Annotated in this window: 21 protein-coding genes; 12 read left to right on the top strand and 9 right to left on the bottom strand. The window is 42.6% G+C overall.

Annotation, left to right across the window (positions count from 1 at the left end; all coding sequences use genetic code 11):
- Positions 1-83: 83 nt before the first annotated feature.
- Positions 84-1457 carry an L-serine ammonia-lyase gene (locus ACXAGK_RS11505; RefSeq protein WP_474806757.1) on the top strand — a complete coding sequence of 458 codons (1374 nt, stop codon included), beginning with the start codon at positions 84-86 and terminating at the stop codon, positions 1455-1457.
- A gap of 83 nt (positions 1458-1540) precedes the next feature.
- On the opposite strand, the gene cysB is transcribed toward ACXAGK_RS11505, so the two are convergent.
- A complete protein-coding gene (gene cysB / locus ACXAGK_RS11500) occupies positions 1541-2515 on the bottom strand; it encodes an HTH-type transcriptional regulator CysB (protein WP_118494818.1) in 975 nt (324 codons plus the stop codon).
- A gap of 210 nt (positions 2516-2725) precedes the next feature.
- On the opposite strand from cysB, the gene ACXAGK_RS11495 reads away from it, so the two are divergent.
- Positions 2726-3430: a sensor histidine kinase gene (locus tag ACXAGK_RS11495; protein WP_474856344.1), complete on the top strand. Its 705-nt coding sequence runs from the start codon at positions 2726-2728 to the stop codon at positions 3428-3430.
- Between the two features lie 94 nt (positions 3431-3524).
- The gene (locus ACXAGK_RS11490; protein WP_474856343.1) at positions 3525-4283 is read left to right on the top strand and encodes a hypothetical protein; all 759 of its coding nucleotides are present in this window, start codon (positions 3525-3527) and stop codon (positions 4281-4283) included.
- 28 nt (positions 4284-4311) lie between these two features.
- Here ACXAGK_RS11490 and ACXAGK_RS11485 read toward each other — a convergent pair whose 3' ends face one another.
- Positions 4312-5205: a LysR family transcriptional regulator gene (locus ACXAGK_RS11485; protein WP_474856342.1), complete on the bottom strand. Its 894-nt coding sequence runs from the start codon at positions 5203-5205 to the stop codon at positions 4312-4314.
- Between the two features lie 120 nt (positions 5206-5325).
- Here ACXAGK_RS11485 and ACXAGK_RS11480 point away from each other — a divergent pair, with 120 nt between their 5' ends.
- From ACXAGK_RS11480 to ACXAGK_RS11470, 3 genes are all read left to right on the top strand, one after another.
- A complete protein-coding gene (locus tag ACXAGK_RS11480) occupies positions 5326-6033 on the top strand; it encodes a CoA transferase subunit A (protein WP_474806766.1) in 708 nt (235 codons plus the stop codon).
- Positions 6033-6686: a CoA transferase subunit B gene (locus tag ACXAGK_RS11475; protein WP_474856341.1), complete on the top strand. Its 654-nt coding sequence runs from the start codon at positions 6033-6035 to the stop codon at positions 6684-6686. The genes ACXAGK_RS11480 and ACXAGK_RS11475 overlap by 1 nt, the downstream gene beginning before the upstream one ends.
- A 297-nt stretch (positions 6687-6983) precedes the next feature.
- Positions 6984-8309, top strand: a complete 1326-nt coding sequence (locus tag ACXAGK_RS11470) for a DEAD/DEAH box helicase (RefSeq protein WP_474856340.1) — start codon at positions 6984-6986, stop codon at positions 8307-8309.
- Positions 8310-8392: 83 nt separating this feature from the next.
- Here ACXAGK_RS11470 and ACXAGK_RS11465 read toward each other — a convergent pair whose 3' ends face one another.
- Both ACXAGK_RS11465 and ACXAGK_RS11460 read right to left on the bottom strand, forming a co-directional pair.
- On the bottom strand, positions 8393-8746 hold the full coding sequence (locus ACXAGK_RS11465) for a hypothetical protein (RefSeq protein WP_474856339.1): 354 nt from the start codon (positions 8744-8746) through the stop codon (positions 8393-8395).
- A complete protein-coding gene (locus ACXAGK_RS11460) occupies positions 8743-10029 on the bottom strand; it encodes a hypothetical protein (protein ID WP_474856338.1) in 1287 nt (428 codons plus the stop codon). The genes ACXAGK_RS11465 and ACXAGK_RS11460 overlap by 4 nt, the downstream gene beginning before the upstream one ends.
- A 211-nt stretch (positions 10030-10240) precedes the next feature.
- Here ACXAGK_RS11460 and ACXAGK_RS11455 point away from each other — a divergent pair, with 211 nt between their 5' ends.
- Complete coding sequence (locus tag ACXAGK_RS11455) at positions 10241-10378, top strand: hypothetical protein (RefSeq protein ID WP_474856337.1); 138 nt, start codon at positions 10241-10243, stop codon at positions 10376-10378.
- A gap of 173 nt (positions 10379-10551) precedes the next feature.
- Entirely contained in the window at positions 10552-12510 is a 1959-nt protein-coding gene (locus ACXAGK_RS11450) for a hypothetical protein (RefSeq protein ID WP_474856336.1), read from the top strand.
- A gap of 370 nt (positions 12511-12880) precedes the next feature.
- Here the strand turns inward: ACXAGK_RS11450 and ACXAGK_RS11445 are convergent, their stop codons facing one another.
- The 3 genes from ACXAGK_RS11445 to ACXAGK_RS11435 form a co-directional block, all read right to left on the bottom strand.
- Positions 12881-13129 carry an EF-hand domain-containing protein gene (locus ACXAGK_RS11445; protein ID WP_474856335.1) on the bottom strand — a complete coding sequence of 83 codons (249 nt, stop codon included), beginning with the start codon at positions 13127-13129 and terminating at the stop codon, positions 12881-12883.
- Positions 13130-13181: 52 nt separating this feature from the next.
- Entirely contained in the window at positions 13182-14177 is a 996-nt protein-coding gene (gene trhO / locus ACXAGK_RS11440) for an oxygen-dependent tRNA uridine(34) hydroxylase TrhO (protein WP_474856334.1), read from the bottom strand.
- Positions 14178-14255: 78 nt separating this feature from the next.
- Positions 14256-14828 (bottom strand): VC2046/SO_2500 family protein, encoded by a 573-nt coding sequence (locus tag ACXAGK_RS11435; RefSeq protein WP_474856333.1) that lies wholly within the window; start codon positions 14826-14828, stop codon positions 14256-14258.
- Between the two features lie 121 nt (positions 14829-14949).
- On the opposite strand from ACXAGK_RS11435, the gene ACXAGK_RS11430 reads away from it, so the two are divergent.
- The 3 genes from ACXAGK_RS11430 to ACXAGK_RS11420 all read left to right on the top strand — a co-directional run bounded on the left by ACXAGK_RS11430 (position 14950) and on the right by ACXAGK_RS11420 (position 18976).
- Positions 14950-16590, top strand: coding sequence for a response regulator (locus ACXAGK_RS11430; protein WP_474856332.1), 1641 nt, complete (start codon positions 14950-14952; stop codon positions 16588-16590).
- Between the two features lie 271 nt (positions 16591-16861).
- Positions 16862-18103: a putative DNA modification/repair radical SAM protein gene (locus ACXAGK_RS11425; protein ID WP_474856331.1), complete on the top strand. Its 1242-nt coding sequence runs from the start codon at positions 16862-16864 to the stop codon at positions 18101-18103.
- A 51-nt stretch (positions 18104-18154) separates the two neighbouring features.
- Positions 18155-18976 carry a TIGR03915 family putative DNA repair protein gene (locus ACXAGK_RS11420; RefSeq protein ID WP_474856330.1) on the top strand — a complete coding sequence of 274 codons (822 nt, stop codon included), beginning with the start codon at positions 18155-18157 and terminating at the stop codon, positions 18974-18976.
- A gap of 75 nt (positions 18977-19051) precedes the next feature.
- Here the strand turns inward: ACXAGK_RS11420 and ACXAGK_RS11415 are convergent, their stop codons facing one another.
- Entirely contained in the window at positions 19052-19894 is an 843-nt protein-coding gene (locus ACXAGK_RS11415) for a DUF6279 family lipoprotein (protein WP_474856329.1), read from the bottom strand.
- Positions 19895-20108: 214 nt separating this feature from the next.
- Between ACXAGK_RS11415 and ACXAGK_RS11410 the strand changes: the two genes are divergently transcribed.
- On the top strand, positions 20109-21113 hold the full coding sequence (locus ACXAGK_RS11410) for an ATP-dependent 6-phosphofructokinase (protein WP_474856328.1): 1005 nt from the start codon (positions 20109-20111) through the stop codon (positions 21111-21113).
- A gap of 135 nt (positions 21114-21248) precedes the next feature.
- Here the strand turns inward: ACXAGK_RS11410 and ACXAGK_RS11405 are convergent, their stop codons facing one another.
- Entirely contained in the window at positions 21249-22076 is an 828-nt protein-coding gene (locus ACXAGK_RS11405) for a LytR/AlgR family response regulator transcription factor (protein WP_179983431.1), read from the bottom strand.
- Position 22077: the final 1 nt, after the last annotated feature.

Genomic DNA, 22077 nt, shown 5'->3' with positions numbered 1-22077 from the left:
TCTCTATTAGCATTTCTGTATTGAGCTTTTTGCGTAGCGCATGCATGATCTTAATATTACTTAGTTTTAATTTATGAATGTTTATGATCAGTGTATTCGATATGTTCAGTGTGGGTATTGGCCCATCAAGTTCGCACACAGTAGGACCGATGAAAGCAGGTGCCGAGTTCGTTTCTGAACTTGCACAAGATACTGCGCTTTTCGATTCAGTTGATAGCGTAAAAGTTGAGCTATTTGGGTCACTAGGTCAAACTGGCATCGGACACGGTACCGGGAAAGCTGTCATCCTAGGTTTGTTAGGCGAAATTCCCGACGTAGTGGATGTAGACACTATTGACAGCAAACTCGAGGATATTCGTAATTCCGAACTACTTTGTCTCAATGGCCAGAAGCAGGTCCACTTCCCGAATAAAAATGCGATTGTATTTCATCGCCGTAAGACACTGCCCAAACATGCTAATGCACTGACGTTTTACGCTTACTCAAAAGGAGAGCTGGTTAAAGAGCAAACCTATTACAGCATAGGTGGCGGCTTTATTATCAAAGACGAAGATTTTGACGCAACTAAAGCGCATGCCGCCAGCCTTCAAGCTTCGGTGCCCTTCCCTTTTAAAACCGCTGAAGAATTACTTGCGCTGTGTAAGAACAACGGTTTAAGTATTAGCTCTTTAATGCTGCGTAACGAAACGACTTTTAGACCGAAACATGAAGTAAAGCAACAGTTACATCATATTTGGTTAGTAATGAAAGCTTGTATTCAACGCGGTATTGAGAGCGAAGGAATACTGCCTGGAGGCCTAAAGGTGGTACGTCGCGCACCTGGACTTTATCGTCGCCTTCAAACCGAGCATACGAACGATCCTATGCAAACTATGGATTGGGTGAACCTTTTTGCTTTGGCAGTAAACGAAGAAAATGCTGCGGGAGGGCGTGTTGTAACCGCGCCTACAAACGGTGCCGCAGGTATTATCCCCGCCGTACTTCAATACGTAGATAAATTTATTCGACCTGTTGATGAAGAAGTAGCAAGCCGCTTTCTTCTTACCGCTGGAGCCATTGGCATACTTTACAAAGAGAACGCATCTATCTCTGGCGCTGAAGTAGGTTGCCAAGGAGAAGTGGGTGTTGCATGCTCAATGGCTGCAGGCGCCCTTGCCGAGATAATGGGCGGAACAGCGGCATCCGTAGAAAATGCTGCAGAAATCGGCATGGAACACAACCTTGGATTAACCTGTGATCCCGTAGGTGGCCTGGTGCAAGTTCCATGTATTGAGCGTAACGCCATGGGTGCAATAAAAGCAATAAATGCTTCTCGCCTTGCACTGCGAGGTACAGGTGAGCAAAAAGTGTCACTAGATAAAGTCATTAAAACGATGCGTGATACGGGTAACGATATGAAGACAAAATACAAAGAAACAGCGCGAGGCGGTCTCGCGGTAAATATCATCGAGTGTTAATCGTAAGCCTACTATGAACAAAGATTAAAAAACGAAAAAGGGGCGACAGCCCCTTTTTTCATTCGTCTTGGTTTTTCACAACGTTACTTAACTGGTAACGTCACGCCTTTGAACATTTTTTCAACTTCTTCATTATTTTTAAGCATCATCGCTTTTTCGACTTTGTCTTTAGTAAGGTGAGGCGCAAATCGCTCAATGAAGTCGTACATGTAACTTCTAAGGAATGACCCTTTTCTAAAACCAATCTTTGTCGTGCTGTAATCAAACAAGTGGCTTGCGTCTATTTTAACCAAGTCATCGTCTAACTCTTCGCTAACGGCCATCGACGCGATTACTCCAATACCTACACCCAAGCGCACATAAGTTTTAATTACGTCGGCATCGGTGGCAGTGAAAACAATTTTTGGCGTCAGCCCTGCTCTTTCAAAAGCCTGGTCTAATTCTGAGCGTCCTGTAAATCCGAACACGTAAGTCACTAACGGATACTTTGCAATGTCTGAAATATCTATTGTGCCCTTTTTAGAAAGCGGATGATCTTTGTTTACAATTACGCTGCGATTCCAGTGATAACACGGCAGCATAACTAAATCGTTGTACAAGTGAAGCGCTTCAGTGGCGATAGCAAAGTCAGCTTCGCCTTTAGCGGCTAGGTCGCTAATTTGAGAAGGCGTACCTTGGTGCATGTGTAACGACACCTTGGGGTACTTTGTCATAAAACCTTGGATCACGTCTGGTAACGCATAGCGTGCCTGAGTGTGCGTGGTAGCGATATTAAGCTTGCCTTGGTCGGGAAGTGTATGTTCTCTTGCAACGGCTTTGATGCTTTCTACTTTCGCAAGAATCTCGCGAGCAATGTTGATTACATCATTACCCGCGTCGGTTACGTGAGTAAGGTGCTTTCCGCTACGGCCAAAAATTTGAACGCCTAATTCGTCCTCTAGCATACGCACTTGCTTGCTAATACCTGGCTGTGAGGTATACAAACTTTCTGCCGTTGCAGACACATTCAAATTATTATTGAGAACTTCTACGATATACCGTAGTTGCTGTAGCTTCATATTTTACACCGTATTATGGGATCGACTGACACTTTACTCCCTCCGTTATAACCAAAACTACGGTTTTTTACTAGTTGCTATTACAAAATTAGCATTATAAAGTTGAATTTAATTCATTTTTTTACAAATTTACGCGTAATTTGCCCTTCATTTTCTAATCTCTTCTACAGTATGTTTAGGGTTAAAGAGTCGCACGGCGTTTAATAGATAATGAGCAGTAGTAAACAAGTTACATCTTCAATCGATTTTTCATCTGTATTAGCTGCTGCTGTACACGATATGAAGAATTCACTATTTCTTTTAATTCAATCTATTGAAACATTGAGCGATTCGCTTTCACCGCAAAACACTGAAGCAAGAGAACAAGTAGCAAGCGTGCATTATGAAGCATCAAGGCTAAACACGAATCTTGTTCAGATACTCTCTTTATATCGAGCAGAATTAGAAAGCCTGCCTATCACGGTTGATGAAAGTTTTGTCAAAGATTTAGTTGAGGATGTTGTCGGCTCCAACGCACTCTACGTCTCTCAGAAAAATATAGAAATTACTGTCGATGCTGAAGAGGACCTCAGTTGGTATTTAGACAGTGAGCTAATTTATTTGCTCTTAAACGATGTGATTATAAATGCAATGCGCTATGGCACATCGAAGATACTTGTTTCAGCCCGTATTGATGAAGATGAATTTATGATTTTAAGGGTTGAAGATGATGGGAGTGGATACCCCGAAGCAATGTTGTCTAAAAGCCACGACGCGCTATGTGACTTTGAATTAAGCCAAGGTAGAACAGGCCTCGGGCTGTTCTTTGCTAAACTCATTGCAAGCGCGCATTCTCAAGGCGACAGAATAGGAACGATTACCCTTTATAACGGTGGAATCCTAGGCGGGAGTGTATTTGAAGTAAAAATACCGTAAGATTGTCCGATAACAATAGATAATTCAAAAAGTAACGCTCGTGGTTGATACAAAACAGACGTTATAAGATGTAAAAACAGACGGAAACACACGCATGTACGTGATTATTATTATTTTAATTGTTGTTTTGCTAATCGCAGCTATTTTCATTAATGCAATTCAACAACATCGTCAAAAACAAGATGCCGAGCGTCGCACCGAGTTAGCCAAACAGCGCACTATTGTTGATGAAACCGAGAACATTATCGCTGCAAGTGTAAATATGCCGGTTTCTTCACGAATCATGGGTATTCTTCACAATCGAATTCTTAATGCGCTTAAAGCCATGAATGAATTATCAAGTACTGCAGAATTAAAACAACGCATAGCGAGTAGCGAGCAAGCTACCGCAGCGGCGCTGTCAGATAAGTCGACTGGCATTTCAGAGTTTTCGTTGCCTGATAACGATAAAATGATAATTCAGTACATTCAAGCGGTTAAAAAACTGCGCATTGTGCTTCGCTCTGAACATAGTAAAGGGCAAATTGATTCAAAAGTATTCATGGATGAAGATAAGCAATTGGAACGTTTGCAGGTCAAAGTAAACGTAGAGACGCTTATTAAGCGCGGCCGCGCTGCACTACAAACCAGTATGTTGGGCTCAGCAAGACAATATTTTGAAAAAGCCAAAACGGCGCTGGAAAATCAGAACCCGCAGGATGAATACTCTGCATCTAAGCTTTCCACACTTAACGAGTGGCTAAACGAAATTCAAAGCAATCTTAAGAGCGTGAACGAAAAAGACCGCGCTAAAAAGCAAGAAGAAGAAAGAGACGAACTGGACGAGCTATTTGCTCCTAAAAAGAAATGGTAGTCCCTACTCTCATCAATTACGTCGCGTGTTATGTCGTTTGTGCATAATGCGCAATGGCCAAGTCCCACAAAGACTGAGCTGGTAACGACAAGCCCTTTCTTGCGTTTTTGATTATTCCTATATTTTTTACTAAAGGCTCATCAGCAATACTTAGAGTTACAAGACCAAGCCCGTCCATTTGATCTTTACAAATAGCAGGCATAATAGATATGCCCAATCCATTTTGTATAAGTTTTCCAAGGGTAGATAGTTGCCCTGTCTCTGCAATAATATTCAACTCGCCGAACTGCTGAAGCTTAGACTGCGTCCAGTGACGTACCGCAGAACCACGGTTCATCATCACCAAAGGGAACTGGAGACAATCCTTCCAATTAAGTGATTTGCCCAAGCTAGACAATAACCCTTTATTTCCTACTACAACAAACTCATCGGTAAAAAGGCTGTTAAAAACAAGGCCGTCTTTGCGTTCTGGCTCGAAAGAAAAGCCTATTTCACTGCGCCCGGTAGTTACTTCGTGAATAACCTGCTCCATAACAACGTCTACTATTCTTAGGTTTACGTTAGGAATGCGCTGGTGAAACATTGATAATATGTTGGGTAAGTGTGACTCGGCAAACGAAGGCATAGCACATACAGTGAGTTGGCCTTTAGCCATAGCAAATAGGTTTTGCATGTCTGAAAAAGTGTTGTCCCAGTCATGAAGTAAACGCAGCGCGTTTGGAAATAATACCTCTCCTTCAGGCGTCAAGCTTACGTTACGTGTATTACGCTGAAACAACTTACCGCCTAATTGCTCTTCCATTTTTTTTATCGCAGAAGACAAAGCCGGCTGGGTCAAGTGCAGGTTCACTGCAGCTTCGGCAAACGTTGAAGACTTGGCCACTTCAACAAATGCCTTTACTTGACGGTATGAGACATCCATAAATGCAGTCCTCTCCAACTTATTAATAAATAATTTTTATCAATTAAAAGATTAATTCGATTTTACATATCTTGCAACAATGCTGATACTTATTTTTAACAATAGTGTTGGAGATAAGAAATGGCAGGGTTTAACAAAGTTGTGTCCTCGTACGATGAAGCCATGAAAGGGCTTGAAGACGGGATGACGGTTATTGCTGGAGGCTTCGGCCTTTGTGGAATTCCAGAAGGCCTAATTAGTCAAATTAAGACGTTGGGAGTGTCAGGCCTTACGGTAGTGTCTAACAATTGTGGTGTGGACGGTTTTGGGTTAGGCCTATTGTTAGAAGATAAACAAATATCAAAAATGGTGTCTTCCTATGTCGGTGAAAATGCATTGTTTGAGAAACAATTGCTTAACGGGGAGTTAGAAGTTGAACTTACCCCACAAGGCACGTTAGCTGAAAAAATGCGAGCCGGGGGCGCAGGAATCCCCGCCTTCTACACTGCCACAGGTTATGGCACGCCGGTCGGCGAAGGGAAAGAAGTTAAAGAATTTGATGGACGCCCTTATATTCTTGAGCATGCCATTACTGGCGACTTTGCAATTGTAAAAGCTTGGAAAGCAGATACCTACGGTAATTGTGTTTATCGCCACACTGCACAGAACTTTAACCCTATGGCGGCAACCGCCGGCAAGATCACTGTGGTAGAAGCAGAAGAAATTGTAGAGCCTGGCGAGCTAAACCCTAGCGAGATCCACACCCCAGGAATTTATGTAAACCGCGTTATTAAAGGGTCATTTGAGAAACGTATAGAACGCCGTGTAGTTAGTAAGGAGACCGTATAATGCTTAGTAGAGAACAGATTGCAATGCGCGTAGCCCAAGAATTCAAAGATGGCGATTACGTGAATTTAGGCATAGGTATCCCTACCCTTGCGGCTAATTATGTCCCTGATGATATCAGCGTAATGCTGCAGTCGGAAAACGGTCTTTTAGGTATGGGCCGTTACCCTACTGAAAGTGAAGTCGACGCCGACATGATAAATGCAGGTAAAGAGACGGTGACAGCTATAACCGGTGCATCGATATTCAACAGTGCTGAAAGCTTTGCCATGATCCGTGGCGGACATGTAGATTTTACTGTTCTAGGTGCTTTTGAAGTTGATGTATCGGGCAATATTGCCTCGTGGATGATACCAGGAAAACTGGTCAAAGGCATGGGCGGCGCTATGGACCTTGTTGCGGGCGCGAAAAACATAATTGTTACCATGACCCATACCGATAAACGCGGTAACCCTAAGTTACTAAGCGAATGTACATTACCGTTAACCGGTGTGAACTGTATCACGCGCATAATTACTGACTTAGCAGTGCTGAGCGTCGAGGACGGCGCCTTCGTTCTTCAAGAACGTGCACCAGGGGTGAGCGTAGACGAAATCAAAGAGAAAACCGGTGGAAAACTTGTAGTACCTGAAAACGTACCAGAGATGCAGTTTTAGTACGTTCAACAAGAACACATGAAACGCTTACATACAACATTATACAATTACGTCTAAATCGCTCGCGCTTACCAAGTAGCACATTGTGTGTTCAAGGTAAGCGCGACTCACAAGGCAACACGCCAATTCGTTTATTCTAAAACTATCCTGCCCCTTATTACAGGATTACAGGTGTTATTTGTTCGTTATCAGTGCCACACACCCGAGTTTATAGCGTGAGGCGCAATAAGCCTTTTAATACACTTTGCATTAAGGGATAATGCGCATGAACGTTATTTTTAAAAAGGCTCACCTTTCTTGCTAGTTACTGATTTACCTGTCCATCATAAAATTATTTCAAAGCTCGAAACGAAAAACATTTCGACGCTAACCGAAATTCAAGAGCGTACTATGCTTCCTGCAATACAAGGGAAGGATATTATCGCGTCTTCAAAAACAGGGTCAGGTAAAACCTTCGCCTTTTTAGTACCTGCTTTAAACCGGCTAATGTCGCAAAAAGCGTTAAGCAGACAAGACCCACGTGCACTTATTCTTGCTCCTACACGTGAACTCGCTAAACAAGTTTTCATTGAAGCCAAGTCAATGTGCACGGGCTTAAACCTTACGTGTTCACTTATTGTGGGCGGCGAAAACTACAACGACCAAGTTAAAGCGCTTCGACGCAATCCTCATATCATCGTGGGTACAGCAGGTCGTGTTGCCGATCACCTTTTAGACAAAAGCGTGTACCTAAACGGATTAGAACTACTAATTTTTGATGAAGCCGACCGCATGTTGGATTTAGGCTTCTCTGCTCAGCTTAAAATGATCAACGACTATGCTGATCACAGAAAACGTCAAACTATGCTGTTTTCTGCCACGCTCGATAATATTGAGCTTAAGCATATGACAACGCAGTTGACCCAAGGTGCTGTTCGCGTTGCTGTTGGAGACTCAACGGCAGAGCATGGCGACATTGAGCAGAAGTGCTTCTTTGCAGACAACGTTGATAACAAAGATCAAATCTTACAGTTTGAGCTGGCCAATCGTACCTACAACCAAGCTATCGTATTTACTGCTACCCGTGAAGATACCGATAGAATTGCAGCATTGCTTAACGAAGAGAATTTAGAAGCTATTGCTCTTCGTGGTGATATGCTACAAAGCCAACGCGCAGCAGTAATGAGTGCATTTGCTCGTGGGCAGCACAGTATTTTGGTTACCACCGACCTCGCCTCCCGTGGTCTGGACCTGTCAAAAGTTGGCTTGGTAGTTAACTTCGACCTACCGAAAAACGCCGATGAGTATATTCACCGTATCGGCCGTACTGGCCGTGCTGGGCAAAAAGGCGAAGCTTTCTCGTTAATTGGCCCGCGCGACTGGAACAGTTTTGAAGGGCTTAAGAATCACCTTCAATATGCTTTAGAGTGCTCACCGCACGACGAATTCGCAGCCTCGTTCAAGGGTTTCAAGCCAAAGAAAAAAGTGTCGAAAAAAGCTAATGCGCAAAATGGTAAAAAGCGTGTGGCTAAACCAGTTAAAAGAAACGCGAAAAAGCGCGTTGATACCATGTTGGGTGAAGATATCGGAATGGTTCCTGTTAAACGCAAACCAAGAAATACTCAGCAGGACGACGACGAGTAAAAAACATTCACTCTCTACCGCTATTCATCTTGAAACTGTGAGGAGCGGTGAGCTAGAGCTCATATTATTTATATTGTGATTGATTAGTCGATTAGCTTATGGTGTGCATTCACGGTTTGGCTTTCGATATGTACGAAGCTAAATTCAGCCTTATGTAACTGTTTTAAACCACTAAGAAACTCGCAGAGCTCATCGACGAAATATTCTGTTTTATCAGGCATTACAGAGCACCAAACACATAACGAGTTCTCTGTAATTAATTTTGCCTCGTACTTTGACTTAAAATCACTAGCGTCTTCTCTCCACGCTCCCTCACTATCTAGAAATGTACATCCGCCGTAATAAGTCGATAAATATTCGCTTAGCGCCGTTTTTACCGTGTTATAAGCATGAGAACCCGGCGTTAATATAACAGTAAATTTGGTACGTATATTCATTTGTTCTTCGCAAAGAGTAGTGCTAACAATAAAACAGCTATCAAGGCAAGGTTCACTGTATTTTCAGACGACATGAGTGAAAAAATATCATAGATACCCCAAGTAGTATCGTGCTTTACTGATTGCGCAGCAGATACAAAGTTATTAGTAATATCTACGAGAGAAATACCGCCAATAAGCATGAGGATAATTTCAATCGATTTGTTAATAGCACGATTTAGCTGGTTCTCGTAGCTAGTAATGGCATTATTAATGTAGGTAGCTCTATCGAGCAAGCTCTCTTCTATTTCGTTAATTTCCCATGCGCATATTAGCTCTTGCGCTAAGGGTTTTCTTCCGCCCTGTAGACCACGAAGTGAATCAGAAAATTCTAATCGAACATAAGAAAGGTTTTTTATGGAAACCATACGCCGAATTAATTTTTCAAGAGCCTTTCGTCGTTTGCTAGAAGATAACGCTTTAAGTAATTGTAGCTGATGATACGCATCACTCATTGATTGTTGATAAGAATAAAGCAAAGCATTGTAATGTTGTAGCAAAAACAGAATCCGTCGATTGTCTAAAGAAAGCGACATATCGTTGCTTAAAAATAAACAGTTTCCCGAGCGAAAGTAAGCATCATTATTCTCGTAAGAATTTGGAGGACACTCATGAATTATTGAAAACGTATCCGATGCTTCTACATCAGACTCGGGCACTCGGGTGATGTAGCACCGCCCCGTCCATAGTACAGAATCACAATCAGTAAGTTCAGAGGTAAGCAGCCTACACTGCTTCTTTAAGCTATCTAAAGTAGTGTTTAATAGGTTGATAACCACCTGTCCTGCAGATTGTAAAATGACCGATAGCGCTTGCTCAATATCTCGGTTTTTTATCTTTTGCCAGCATAAAGAAAGCTGACCCTCTGCCTGAGGTGCAAAGTTCGCTTGTAGGGTCGCAACACCCGTTTGATAAAGCCGTAAGTTTAATTCTATAAGCTGTAAACCTACTTTTTCCAACCCCAAGAAGGGCTGTTCGAAAGCAGGGCTCTTATGATTTAACTTCAACTTTACGAGCGGCGTAAACATGGGACTAAGTAAATCGGAATCGGTAGAAATATAACCCATATCAAGTTTACTTTCTTGATTCAGTACCCAATCTTGGTGATGCATAGCAGCCTCAACTTTGCTAGTGAGCGAAGTCGTTAGCGCGCTAAATTTACGGGTTAAGGCAATAGGAGTAAAGGTAACCATTGAAACCGGCGGAGAAGCTGGTGATGAAGATTTCGAAGACGACGCTGACATACTTCTTCTTACTATCCTTGTATACGATAAGAGCACAATGCCCTTTGGGTAACTCTTGCTGGCTAAGTTCTATTACCGTTGTGTAATACTAGCGGTAAGCCGTTGTTTGTTTTATTCGATAATCAAGTCTACCTAAGATTATAAAAAACATTTACGTATAACACTAGACCTAGTTAAAGCGTATAGATTGTCCCCTATTGGTACAGTACACGTGTTACGGATCAAAAGAGCCAATCTGGATGACGTTGTTACCCAACACTTCTTTGACATGGCTGAGTACGGCTACGACCAAGCACCACTAGAACTCGAGGCAGCAAAAGCTAGTATAGAGTACAGCGCAAACTGGTAGCCTTTACTTTGTAGTATAGTTATCAAATCTTGACTGCAGAATAGACAACTAACATTTGTGGTAATAATGCTTCCTTTTCGTACTCATACTCCGTATATTGTTGCGCGCTTACTCTCGGGATGGGATAGGCCCATCCCGTAGGGATAAAACTAGAAGTAAAACAAGGAAGCTAAGTGAAAAACAAAATCATCTTCACGGCAATATCTGCCGTACTTATGGGTTGCGGCTCTGGCGGCTCAGATACACAAGAACCACCTGTACTTCCGATTGAACAGACTGATACTTCACCTGCCGATATTACTGTTGCTGATATCTACAACGCTGTACTGGGTGAAATGATCGACACACCTGTTTTTACAGTCTCGGATATTAGTGCACCTGTAGAAATCACTATTGAGGGTGGTGAGTATAAGGTGAACGATGAAGAATGGACATCGGAACCCGGAACAGTTGAAAATGGAGATAAACTCACCTTTCGCGTTATGTCACCTGACATCTATGTAGATATCGTAAATGGGCAGGCTGTTAATCCTTCTCGGGATGTAACGTTCACAATCGGTAATATGGTACGTACATTTACTATATATGTAGCACAGCAAAATGACGACGCAGATATTTTACCAGACAGCATTGCTATCGAAGATAAAAATAAACATACGCTAGGTGAAGTGGTTATCCTCGGTCCTTTTACCGTCTCAGGAGTTGAGACCGAAATCCTGTCTGATGTAACTAACGCTGATTTGCAGATAAATGACGGGGAGTGGACCTCCAATCCAGTTTACATTGAAAACGGCGACACCTTCATGGTGCGCTACAACGCACCAGATAACTACGCTGAATCAGCGGTGTTTGCTTACAAATTTGGTGACATGATGGGCACATTTACAACCGAGACTTACTCAGAAGAAAACATGCCTTCAAATATTGTCATCAAAACAAACTGCGAGAACTATTCCTACAGTCACTGTGATACGCCTATGAATATATGGACATGGGAGGAAGGCAGCGAGCCAGTTGAAATCGAATTCGATCCAGCAGATGGAGACGTCATCATCCCCAACCGGGGTAACGGTACAGTTAACTTCACCGTTTACTGGCAAGACCAACAGTACCAGACTTTCTATGAGTCTTACATTGAGGCACCCGGTGGCACCTATGCTCCTTTTACCAGTTTGTACAAGCCGGAAGAAGATGAGCAGTGTAAAGATATTATGCTATTTTTAAACACCGGTGATGTAAACTTCGATAATGATGCTTACATAGAGGTGAGTACCGATACACCATATCCCCCTTCACAAGTGGCTAATCAAACACACTTCGATCGTAACGCTGAAGGAGATCTTCAGGGTATCGTTACAGTTTGCCATGCTGAGAATCTTGCAGTAGCCTACAACTCTCGACTTTCCTATGGTGTTCGACTTAATGAGCACTCGCTTGCAGGCGCAATCAGCATTTCAGATATTCCAGATGGTGGCGCTGCGGAAATTGTGCTTACAGAAGCTCCTATGATAACTGTTAACACAGCCACGCCTGCCTTTTTTATAACAAGCGGGCGTTCTTCAACGGAAGGAACTAGTGGTATCGTGCTAGAGAGGTTCACAACCGCTCCAGGAGCTCACACCACCAATTCTTTTAGTTTATCAAAAGCAGAGGCTTTTGAATGGCCATTAGTGCTTGCCGCGCTAGCGGATACACAGCGTAGCAATTTTAATATGGGCGCACTAGCATTCAACATCGACCAGGATGCCGCGTATTACGATATCTCATTTATAGACTTTGGTCTTTCGGTGCAAAGTTCACCGGAGATGGTATTTGAAGATAGCGAAATAGCTTATAGTGTTACAAGCGACTTAAAACCGAATACGCTGGAAGCAACAGTCTCTTACTTAGATCGAAGCACATCGCCTTTCACATATGTACTACATACTGTGCACGCGCCAGGCCCGACACAAGAACAAAATGTCTTCACTCTGCCTTCCATTAATGGTATCGATTTGAACGCAAACTATGAGTTTGCTTACTACATGCTCAGCGTATATGACGATCCTGAGATTGATACATTTCAAGAAGAAGTTTTTCCTAAAACTGAAGGAATACGAGTGGTGAACTATAACACCGTAACCTCCTTCTAACTAAAACCAACAAAGGGGGAGTAAACGCCCCCTTTTACTCAGCCCGAATAATTGTTTAAAGGAACGAAAAGCACTAATAATGGACTTTGTTTTGTACTTTACTGTTAGTGTTATAATTTTATTCGAATACAACCAATGGTCTCGACAAAAAGCAAAGTATGAACTGCTATTATTTAAAACAGGACATCGCAATTTAGGTAATTCTCTCGCGAGTCGAAACTGAATTACCATCAACAGATCACACAAATAAAAAACGAGTGCTTAAAAGCACTCGTTAACTTGTATTTTTAGCGTGGTCTAGACGTTTCCCCACACGCTTTGGAAAGCGTATTGAAAAGCGTCAAAAAACGATAGGTCTTACTAAGTAAACTTAGTACTCCCACCACCCTTCTTGCCACCACTCCAAAAACTCTTCAAAGTCGATGTAACCATCGTCGTTACTATCGATAAGCTTAAAGCCTTCCTGTACGTGGCTAGCTTTAGTCTTTGGTGAAATTACGGTTAGAAGCTCGATGAACTCAGGTAAATCGATTTGGCCATTGCCATCACGATCGAAAAAGCTGAAGTCCTTTCTAATTTCTTCAATTTTAGATTCTGAAAGTTGAGTGTCCACTCGCATTCCTTATTTCAACTGCAATAAACACGAGTGTAACGCCCTTCTTTCTGACTGTCTACGCCTGATTTTCTTTTGCTTTAAGTGCGCGTAAACGTTGAGCTTCTGCTTTTTCCTTACGCTTTTGTTCCATGGTCAAACGCGCTTCAGTACCTACGTGTTCCTGCTGACGCTCTTTCGCTAGCTGAACCTGCTTTTCGCGTTCTCTAAAGCGAGCAATTTGTTCGTCAGTATGTGTGCCGTAGCAATGAGGGCAGCTTACGCCAGGCTCATATTTATCGCTCTGTTTGTCTTCTGCGGTAATAGGAAGTCGACACGCGTAGCACTGTTCGTAATGACTCTTTTCAAGGTCGTGGTTTACTGCAACGCGATTATCGAATACAAAACAATCGCCTTCCCACATAGACTCTTCTTTTGGTACATCTTCAAGATACTGTAAAATGCCGCCTTCTAAGTGGTAAACCTCTTCAAACCCCTGCTCTTTCAAATAGGCTGTCGACTTTTCACAGCGAATGCCGCCGGTACAGAACATGGCCACTTTTTTATTTTTTGACGGGTCGAGTTCTTTTTCTACGTATTCTGGGAATTCACGAAACGTATCGGTTTTAGGGTCGATGGCGTTCTTGAAAGTACCAATTTCTATTTCATAACCGTTTCGGGTGTCGATTACCGTCACATCTGGGTCGCTTATTAGTGCATTCCAGTCTTTAGGCTTAACGTAAGTGCCTACGGTTTGGCGAGGGTCGATACCTTCAACGCCCATAGTCACTATTTCTTTTTTAAGTTTCACCTTAGTGCGATAGAACGGCTGTTCGTCGTGAAGTGATTCTTTGTAAGAGATAGGATTGATACGTTCATCGCTATTCAGATAAGCGAGCAATGCGTCGATACCCTCGCGAGTACCTGAAACAGTGCCATTAATGCCTTCGTGGGCAAGAAGAAGTGTACCTTTGATACCATTTGCTTCCATAGCTTCTAGAAGCGGCTGGCGGATTTCTTTAAAGTTTTCAAGCGCAACAAACTTATACATTGCGCATACAATATATTTAGACATATTTTAACCTTTGCTGATTGGAGCGTAAGACCAGTGCAAAAATGCGGCGCGGAATATAACAAAACTGAGCGTTAAAAACTAGGCGATATTTTCAAATGAAGAAAAGTCTGCCGTTGTAGCTTGGTGCTTATCTTTCCCATCTTTCCCGTCATCGGCGTCGCCTTGCGAAGATATAACATCGTAAAGTAACGTATTATCTTCTTTTATGGCGTTGTCATACTGCTTTTTCAATCGTTTCTGGGTAGCTAGGCTGCAGTTGTCTACAACGTCATCGGGGATGCGTTTTGCGTCATCGGTTTGAGCTAACGGCGCGGGTTTCATACTAAGAAAAAGGCGTGCACTTTCATAGTCAGTAGCGATTAAATTTGAGTACACTTGCATGTCTGTCCACTCATTTTCGCTGACGGACAACGACGGTCGCCTGTAGTGATTTAACGCCGCAAGTTGCGCCTCTATACTATTCGCGGTGTCCGCGTCTGAGGTTGCCGCTTCAATTTCAAACGGCTCAGCTACGCTGTGTTGCTGCATTGCAAGGTATAACGAGAACAATGCCCCCTGCGATGACGCTCGAGCAAGTACACCACTTCGCTCCCAGTAAATACTGGGGTCTAGTGTTGTTTGTTCATTTGCTGAGGCTAAATCTGGCGACATACGTACACAATGCTGTTGTTGTATACGTATGTTGTCGGCAAGATAATGTTTTTCTTAAGCTTATTTTCTAAAGTTAGATATACTTCTAGTTACTGATAGCCGGTTTATTCACGGATTCGAAATGCAATTTAGCAACAAACAAGTATTGATTGTTGAGGATCAACGTCCTTTCCTTCTTCTTTTGAAAGGGCTAATGCATTCAATGGGTGCGTCTGATGTTGTCACTAAGTCTTCCGCTGAACAGGCAGTATCGCTTTGTAAAAAACATAAATTTGATATTGTCATTTGTGACTTACACTTGGGCGCTGATACCAAAAATGGCTATGAACTCATAGAAGAGTTGCGCACGCGAAGGCTTATTAACCCCACCTCAGTATTTATTCTTATCAGTGCTGATAGTGCTCGACCGGTTGTGCTTGGCAGTATTGAACGCCGCCCAGACGATTTTCTAATAAAGCCCTTCTCACAAGTACAGTTAAAGTCTCGCATTGTTCGTGCATGGCAAAAACGACAATTTCTTCAGCAAGCGTTCAACTTAATAGAGCAAGGTGAATACAATAGCGCCGTAGATCATATTGAGACTCTTTTAGAAAACCCCCAGCACTACAAAGGACACTGCGAACAACTGCTAGTTGAACTCTATTGGCGCATCTCTCAACCTCAAAAAGCTCTAGATGTATTAAAAGAGTATATCGAAGGTAGACCTGTACTATGGGCACAAATAGCAATAGGTAGAACCTACTTGCTGTTGAACGATTATGAAAAAGCGATATCCATTGCCAAGAAAACGTTAAAACGCAACCGTTTCAATGCTGATGCTCATGATATTCTTGCGCAAGCACACCACGCCTTGGAAGCGGGTGAAAAAGCCCTAGATGCAATTAAGGAAGCTATCAAGCTGTCGCCCTTTTCATTACCTCGTCATTTTAAGGCTTGTGAAATTGGTCGGGAAAATAACGATTTAGTGCTAGCAGCCAACTCTAGCCAAGCAATTTGGAACCTATCAAAACGCACTGTGCACAAAGCAAGCTTACATTGGTGCACAATGATACGCAGCCTACTTGATGTTGCTGAGTCAGCTGATGACAAAAGCCAGCGTAATAAGTATCAGCAAGAAGCTTTACTTACGTTACAGAGAGGTAAGTTCGATGAGCACCTATATAGAATCGACAGGGAGTTCGACGTAGAAATTTTTGGCAACATTGTAAATGCAAGAATAAGCGCGATTGATGGGAAACTCATTGATGCAAAGCGTCATCTGAATACATCGCAAATACAGCTTGATGATAAATACGCAGAAGTACCTACAGCGTTTATTCCAGATAGCATTAACGTTATGTACAAACTAGGAGAGTTCGACGACGCGCTGCAGTTGAATTCTCTACTTTCTTCAAGAGGTGAAGAACTCGACCAAAATAGTTCTTACATGCTAAAGACACAAGCGCAAAAAGCACAAAAAAGCCTTGCTAGTTATCAGCAGTTTAACCGTGAAGGCATTCAATACTACCAGCAACAAGACTTTGAGCGCGCTAAAGCCTCGTTTGCGCTTGCTCAGGGTTTCGCACCTGTTAATACAGGTGTCGCACTTAACCTGCTTCAATGCCTTCTTCAGATAGCCATAAAAGAAGATAAGGCAGAAATGAAGTTAATAAACGAATGTAAGCGTTTATTTAAGCTTATTGATGACATGACGCTCAAAGCACCGTACAAAGAAAAGTACGAAAATATTCGAGATGAACTTTCTAAGTATATTGGCTTTTGAAATCCAGTGACATATTAGTTCTTTTAAAAGCAAACCTACCTTTATTATCACTGGTAATTCATGCCCAAAAACCCATGCATCTATGCCATATCCTGCTAAGGCTAATATTAAATCTTACCCTTCTTTCGCCGTGATTAATTGTACTGTATATATATACATGCTATAACGCAATACCACGTAGCCTATGGCCAAAAAAATTCCCGTATCCATGATTTGGTGAAAAATACTAGGCTGCTTGAATGTAATTGGTTAAAGGAAGTAAACATCGGCGATGCATGACAGACTGATACAAAAACTTGAAATTCTTTCCGATGCGGCCAAGTACGACGCGTCTTGCGCCAGTGGTTCAGCCGGTAAACGACAAGCTGGGAAAACCGAAAAGACCGGTATAGGTTCGCTTACTGGTGGCTCGGGAATATGCCACAGCTTCACACCTGATGGAAGGTGTGTTTCGCTGCTTAAGATCCTTATGACAAACTACTGTATTTATGATTGCCATTATTGCATTAATAGGGTTTCAAGCAATGTTCAACGAGCGCGTTTCACGGTTAAAGAAACGGTAGATTTAACTCTAAATTTTTATAAGCGCAATTACATTGAGGGTTTGTTTTTAAGCTCTGGAATTGTGGGTTCGCCCGATATCACTATGGAAAGCATGGTACGTATTGCTAAATCGCTACGTCTTGATCACGGATTTAAGGGATATATTCACCTTAAAACTATCCCGAATGCGTCGCCAGAATTACAAGCAGAAGCAGGTCTATACGCAGACAGGCTTAGTATCAATGTAGAAATGCCTACCCAGTCTTCGCTAAACAAGTATGCCCCAGAAAAAGATCTTGGCGATATTCACGGTTCGATGAATACGTTGAGAGAAAAAATCGCAGAGCATAAAGTAGACAAAACATATTCGGGCAAACGCCCTCCCCGTTTTGCACCTGGTGGGCAGTCTACGCAAATGATTATAGGTGCCGATGGGTCAAACGATAAAACCATTTTAGGTACAAGCGTTAAGCTCTACAGCGATCAGAAACTTCGACGTGTGTATTACTCAGCATTTTCCCCTATCCCTGATGCTTCCGAAGTTTTACCGCTGAAACCTGCGCCGTTGATACGAGAGCACCGGCTGTATCAAGCGGATTGGCTTTTACGTTTTTATGGTTTTGGCTTAGATGAAATCTTACAAGACGACATGTTAGATATGGACTATGACCCGAAGCTTGCATGGGCATTACGTAACCGTCACCTATTTCCTATTGATTTAAATAAAGCTGACAAGCAGATGCTGCTGCGCGTCCCCGGTCTTGGAGCGCGAACGGTACAAAAGATTTTATCTATAAGGCGTAATACAAAGCTCAACTGGATCGACCTTACTAAAATGCGGCTACCTCTTAAAAAGTTGAAGCCTTTTATCAGTGTTGGAGATTACTTCCCTGATATCCATTTACTCGACAGTAATAATTTCGAGCTTCAGTTTAAACAGCCTAAACAGTTTGAGTTGTTTAGCGCTTGAGTGGGTTGTTAATGCAGCTAAGTTTAGCCCTAGTCTAAAAGGTAGCTTTATATGAAGACCATTACCATTACTTCAGTACCTGGCTTTGATGAATGGCGGGAAGCCTCTCGAGAGTGCATTGCTGAGCGTATCTCCCCTGAACATATTATTTGGCAGAGCGCTCATTCAGTACAAGGCGATCTGTTCGGTAGTGGTGCTGAGCCATACGAAAGCAAAATGCCGCGAAAAAGGCCGCGAAGCAACCTTAGTATTCCTAAATCTACGGTAATGCTTTTAAAGTACGCTCTGTGCCATAACGATGAAAATCGATTTGCGCTTTGTTACCGGGTATTGTGGCGTGTTGTTTATGAAAATAAGCAACTCATACAAATGAAAACTGACGACGATGTTATTCAGCTGTTCGCCATGGCGAAAGCGGTAAAGCGTGATGCTTATAAAATGAGTGCCTTCTTGAGGTTCAGAGAAATAGACGTAGAGGGGCAAGAGCATTTTGTTGCATGGTATGAACCCGAGCATTTCAGTTTAGAGATAAAGCTTAACTTCTTCCAAACCCGATTTAAGAATATGCGGTGGTCTATCTTAACGCCCTATCGTGCAGCTCATTGGGATACCGAAACCCTAGTACTAGAAGATAATCCCGATTCAAGTGTTGTACCCGATGATGATCGCATTGAAATATACTGGCTGACCTATTACGCCAGTATATTTAATCCTGCACGTATCAAAACAGGTGCGATGTTAAATCAGATGCCTAAGAAGTACTGGAAAAATATGCCAGAGACGTCGCTAATAGACGATATGATTAAGCAATCGGACGCCCGTGCTAGAAAGATGATCAGCGATGGCAATAAGCTCGGTGGTAACAAAAATTAGCCCGTTAACTCCGGGCCAAGCTTTGATTATACGCTGGTTTAACTGTGGTCTATCATTGATGCTGTAAGAACCAACTTAGTCTCTGAAGTTGTCTACAGTATCAATCAGGTCATCTATATTTTCGATAAGGGTCTTTCGTTGCTTGTCAGTTAGGGTGGAAAAAAGCTCGGATATCAACGTAGCACTAACGGTCATATTATGCGCGCTACTTTGCTTATAAAGATCGCTTTTATAGCGATCTGGGTTTTGCATTAGATCAACCAGTTCCGCCTCGAAATTATCGTTAAATTTACGAGTTACAAATAGCTTTCGTGCCGCATTTTGTATCGCTCTGCGATAGGTTAGCCACTCCCCCCCTGTGGAAATGAATTGCGTAGAGTACGTGGCCACGATTTGCTTTTGTTCGCTAGTTAGCTTCCCTATGCGTTCACTTATAGTCTCCTCTATGCGCTCAATACGATCTTCTAACCGCTCTTCTTCAGACTTTTCTAGCGACTCTTTGCGCTCCTCTTCTTCCTCTTTGTTATCTTTCTCAAGCGCGGCGAAAAGCGTAACGACTTGCTCGTCATCGAGCGTTTTTGCTATTTCTGCCAATTCAGGACTTACTTCATCACGCACTCTTTCCCAATGCGTTCTTGCGTTTGCGAGATGCTCAAAGACAGTATCTGAATCTAAGCGCCCTTCTTTAATTTGACGTTTAATATCGGTGAGTTGAGCCTGGTAACGTTTAAGCTCAGAGGTTTTGTGCCAGCGAAGCCAGTTTTGAAGATAGTCATCAAATTTTTCTTCTTGTGCATCTTTGAGCTCAATATAGTCGTCCATGTACCAGTAAACCCACAAATCCAAGTTGTTGTAGGCCAGTTTGGAACTGCATGAAGCAAGAAACACAACAGAAATAAATACTACCAGTACACGCATAACTCATCCTTTTTTGTTAGCTACGTTATTTACTGCAAATTCGCTTATTTATAACTTCAATTAAATAGCAGACGTAAATAGTGAAGCGCTTACGACATTGTGCTGCTTTATTATTTTAAGTTATTTAAATTCTTCACAATACAGATGTTCACTTTACGTCTTGTTACCTTAACGTTACCTTAACTGTAATGCAGGTACAAAGAAGGACTTTAATGTGTCAAAACGTGTCGCAATTTTAACCTCTGGTGGCGACGCACCAGGTATGAACGCATGTATACGTGCTGCTATTATTGCGTGCCAGAAAGCTAATCATACGCTGATTGGCTATAAGCATGGTTATAATGGACTGTTGCAACAAGAGTATATTCCCCTATCGCTTGACACTACTCACAACTTGATCCAACAAGGCGGTACCATTTTGCACAGTGCAAGGTGCAAAGAGCTTAAGAGCCAAGAAGGAATTAAAAAAGCAGCTAACAATTTGATGAAGGCAGAAGTTGATACGCTTATTGTGATTGGCGGCGATGGCTCGTTTCGTGGTGCAGCGGAATTAGGGAAAGAATGGGACGGCCAAATTTTAGGAATTCCCGGCACGATAGATAACGACATTAGCGGCACAGATGCAACCATCGGCTATTTTACCGCTATAGACACTGCGATGAGTTCTATCGATAAAGTTCGAGATACTGCAGATGCATTCGAGCGTATATTCCTTATAGAAGTCATGGGTCGAAACGCAGGCTTTTTAGCATTGAATGCTGCACTCTCTTCTGCAGCTGACTACGTGGTTGTACCCGAATATTTTGAATCTGCTGACAAAGAAATAGAAAAGCTTGTTGCCCAAATAAAAGCCCTGCGTGCGTTAAAAGGGCCAGTTAGTTTCATCGTTGTTGTTGCTGAAAACATATGGCCAAATGGCTTACCTGGCCTTACTGAGGCATTACAGAGCCACGATATTTGTGACGTCAGGCCGGTAACCTTAGGCCATGTTCAGCGTGGTGGTTCGCCTGTTGCCCAAGACAGGTTGCTCGCAACGACGCTCGGAGAATTCGCTATAAGTCTAGTCGGTAGCGACATTACTAACATTATGGTGGGTGAAGTAAATCAACGCCCTGTTACTGTCCCCCTTCATAAAACGTGGGAAAATACCAAACCTCTAAACCAGGCCCGTGTTGACGCTATGCGTACGCTTATGAATGAGCGATACAGCGGTAACTAAATTGACGTTTAGGGCCGTAACTAAACAGCAAGGAACTTATACCAATCTGCATAGATAGTTACTCAACAGCACAAACAAAAAAAGGCGTTGTCTATTTTTAAACAACGCCTTGTAGATTTTACCACTTAAGCTAGATTACATTTTCATAGCCGCTTTGACTTTATCACGATGACTGCGGCTTACCTTAAGCTCTGTATCGTTTTGAAGTATTAAGTGGTACTCGCCACTGATGTGGCTCACTAGCTTTTTAACAAAGCGAATATTGGCTATGGCGGAACGGTGCACGCGAACGAAAAATTGCGGGTTTAGTTCTTGCTCAAGCTCTTTCATGGTTTTACGCATTATGTGCATGCCATCAAGTGCGTGTACGCACATATAATCCCCTGCCGCATCAATCCATTGAATGTCTTGTACATTTACACGGGTTACTTCTGAACCATCCTTAATTGCTAAAACATCAGGGTAAGGGTTCGTCTCAACTGGCTCTCCGCTAGCTAATTTGCGTAGAATTTCCTCGCAATCATCACCGGTTAGTTCAGCCACAAGGCTCACCAACTTTTGAGACTGCTCATCTTGATGTTGGGTTGAGAAGTATTCACGTACCTTGTCTAATGCAGCGCCAAGACGCTCATCGTCTGCGGGCTTTAATAGATAGTCCAGCGCGTGTATGTCAAAGGCCTTAATCGCATAGTTGTCGTATGCGGTTACGAAAACAATCATTGGTATTGGCTGCTTTAATTCACGAAGCTTGTGAATAACTTGAAAGCCATTTAAACCCGGCATTTGAATGTCTAAAAACACTAAGTCTGGACGATGCTGAGAAATACTGCTCACAGCTTCAAGACCGTTCTGACATTCTGCAAGAACCTGTACATCATCATGACGTTCCAACCTAGCACGAAGGCCTCTGCGCGCTAAAGGTTCGTCGTCCACTACAATGGTTTTAATCACTTGCTTTGTCATG

It is taken from the genome of Alteromonas sp. ABM1_013 (assembly GCF_056160505.1).
This window is presented reverse-complemented; position numbering and strand designations above follow the sequence as displayed.

Coding starts and splice junctions, on each gene's coding strand:
- ACXAGK_RS11505 (WP_474806757.1), top strand. CDS start 84: ATGATCAGTGTATTCGATATGTTCAGTGTGGGTATTGGCCCATCAAGT.
- cysB (WP_118494818.1), bottom strand. CDS start 2,515: ATGAAGCTACAGCAACTACGGTATATCGTAGAAGTTCTCAATAATAAT.
- ACXAGK_RS11495 (WP_474856344.1), top strand. CDS start 2,726: ATGAGCAGTAGTAAACAAGTTACATCTTCAATCGATTTTTCATCTGTA.
- ACXAGK_RS11490 (WP_474856343.1), top strand. CDS start 3,525: ATGTACGTGATTATTATTATTTTAATTGTTGTTTTGCTAATCGCAGCT.
- ACXAGK_RS11485 (WP_474856342.1), bottom strand. CDS start 5,205: ATGGATGTCTCATACCGTCAAGTAAAGGCATTTGTTGAAGTGGCCAAG.
- ACXAGK_RS11480 (WP_474806766.1), top strand. CDS start 5,326: ATGGCAGGGTTTAACAAAGTTGTGTCCTCGTACGATGAAGCCATGAAA.
- ACXAGK_RS11475 (WP_474856341.1), top strand. CDS start 6,033: ATGCTTAGTAGAGAACAGATTGCAATGCGCGTAGCCCAAGAATTCAAA.
- ACXAGK_RS11465 (WP_474856339.1), bottom strand. CDS start 8,746: ATGAATATACGTACCAAATTTACTGTTATATTAACGCCGGGTTCTCAT.
- ACXAGK_RS11460 (WP_474856338.1), bottom strand. CDS start 10,029: ATGTCAGCGTCGTCTTCGAAATCTTCATCACCAGCTTCTCCGCCGGTT.
- ACXAGK_RS11445 (WP_474856335.1), bottom strand. CDS start 13,129: ATGCGAGTGGACACTCAACTTTCAGAATCTAAAATTGAAGAAATTAGA.
- trhO (WP_474856334.1), bottom strand. CDS start 14,177: ATGTCTAAATATATTGTATGCGCAATGTATAAGTTTGTTGCGCTTGAA.
- ACXAGK_RS11435 (WP_474856333.1), bottom strand. CDS start 14,828: ATGTCGCCAGATTTAGCCTCAGCAAATGAACAAACAACACTAGACCCC.
- ACXAGK_RS11430 (WP_474856332.1), top strand. CDS start 14,950: ATGCAATTTAGCAACAAACAAGTATTGATTGTTGAGGATCAACGTCCT.
- ACXAGK_RS11425 (WP_474856331.1), top strand. CDS start 16,862: ATGCATGACAGACTGATACAAAAACTTGAAATTCTTTCCGATGCGGCC.
- ACXAGK_RS11420 (WP_474856330.1), top strand. CDS start 18,155: ATGAAGACCATTACCATTACTTCAGTACCTGGCTTTGATGAATGGCGG.
- ACXAGK_RS11415 (WP_474856329.1), bottom strand. CDS start 19,894: ATGCGTGTACTGGTAGTATTTATTTCTGTTGTGTTTCTTGCTTCATGC.
- ACXAGK_RS11405 (WP_179983431.1), bottom strand. CDS start 22,076: ATGACAAAGCAAGTGATTAAAACCATTGTAGTGGACGACGAACCTTTA.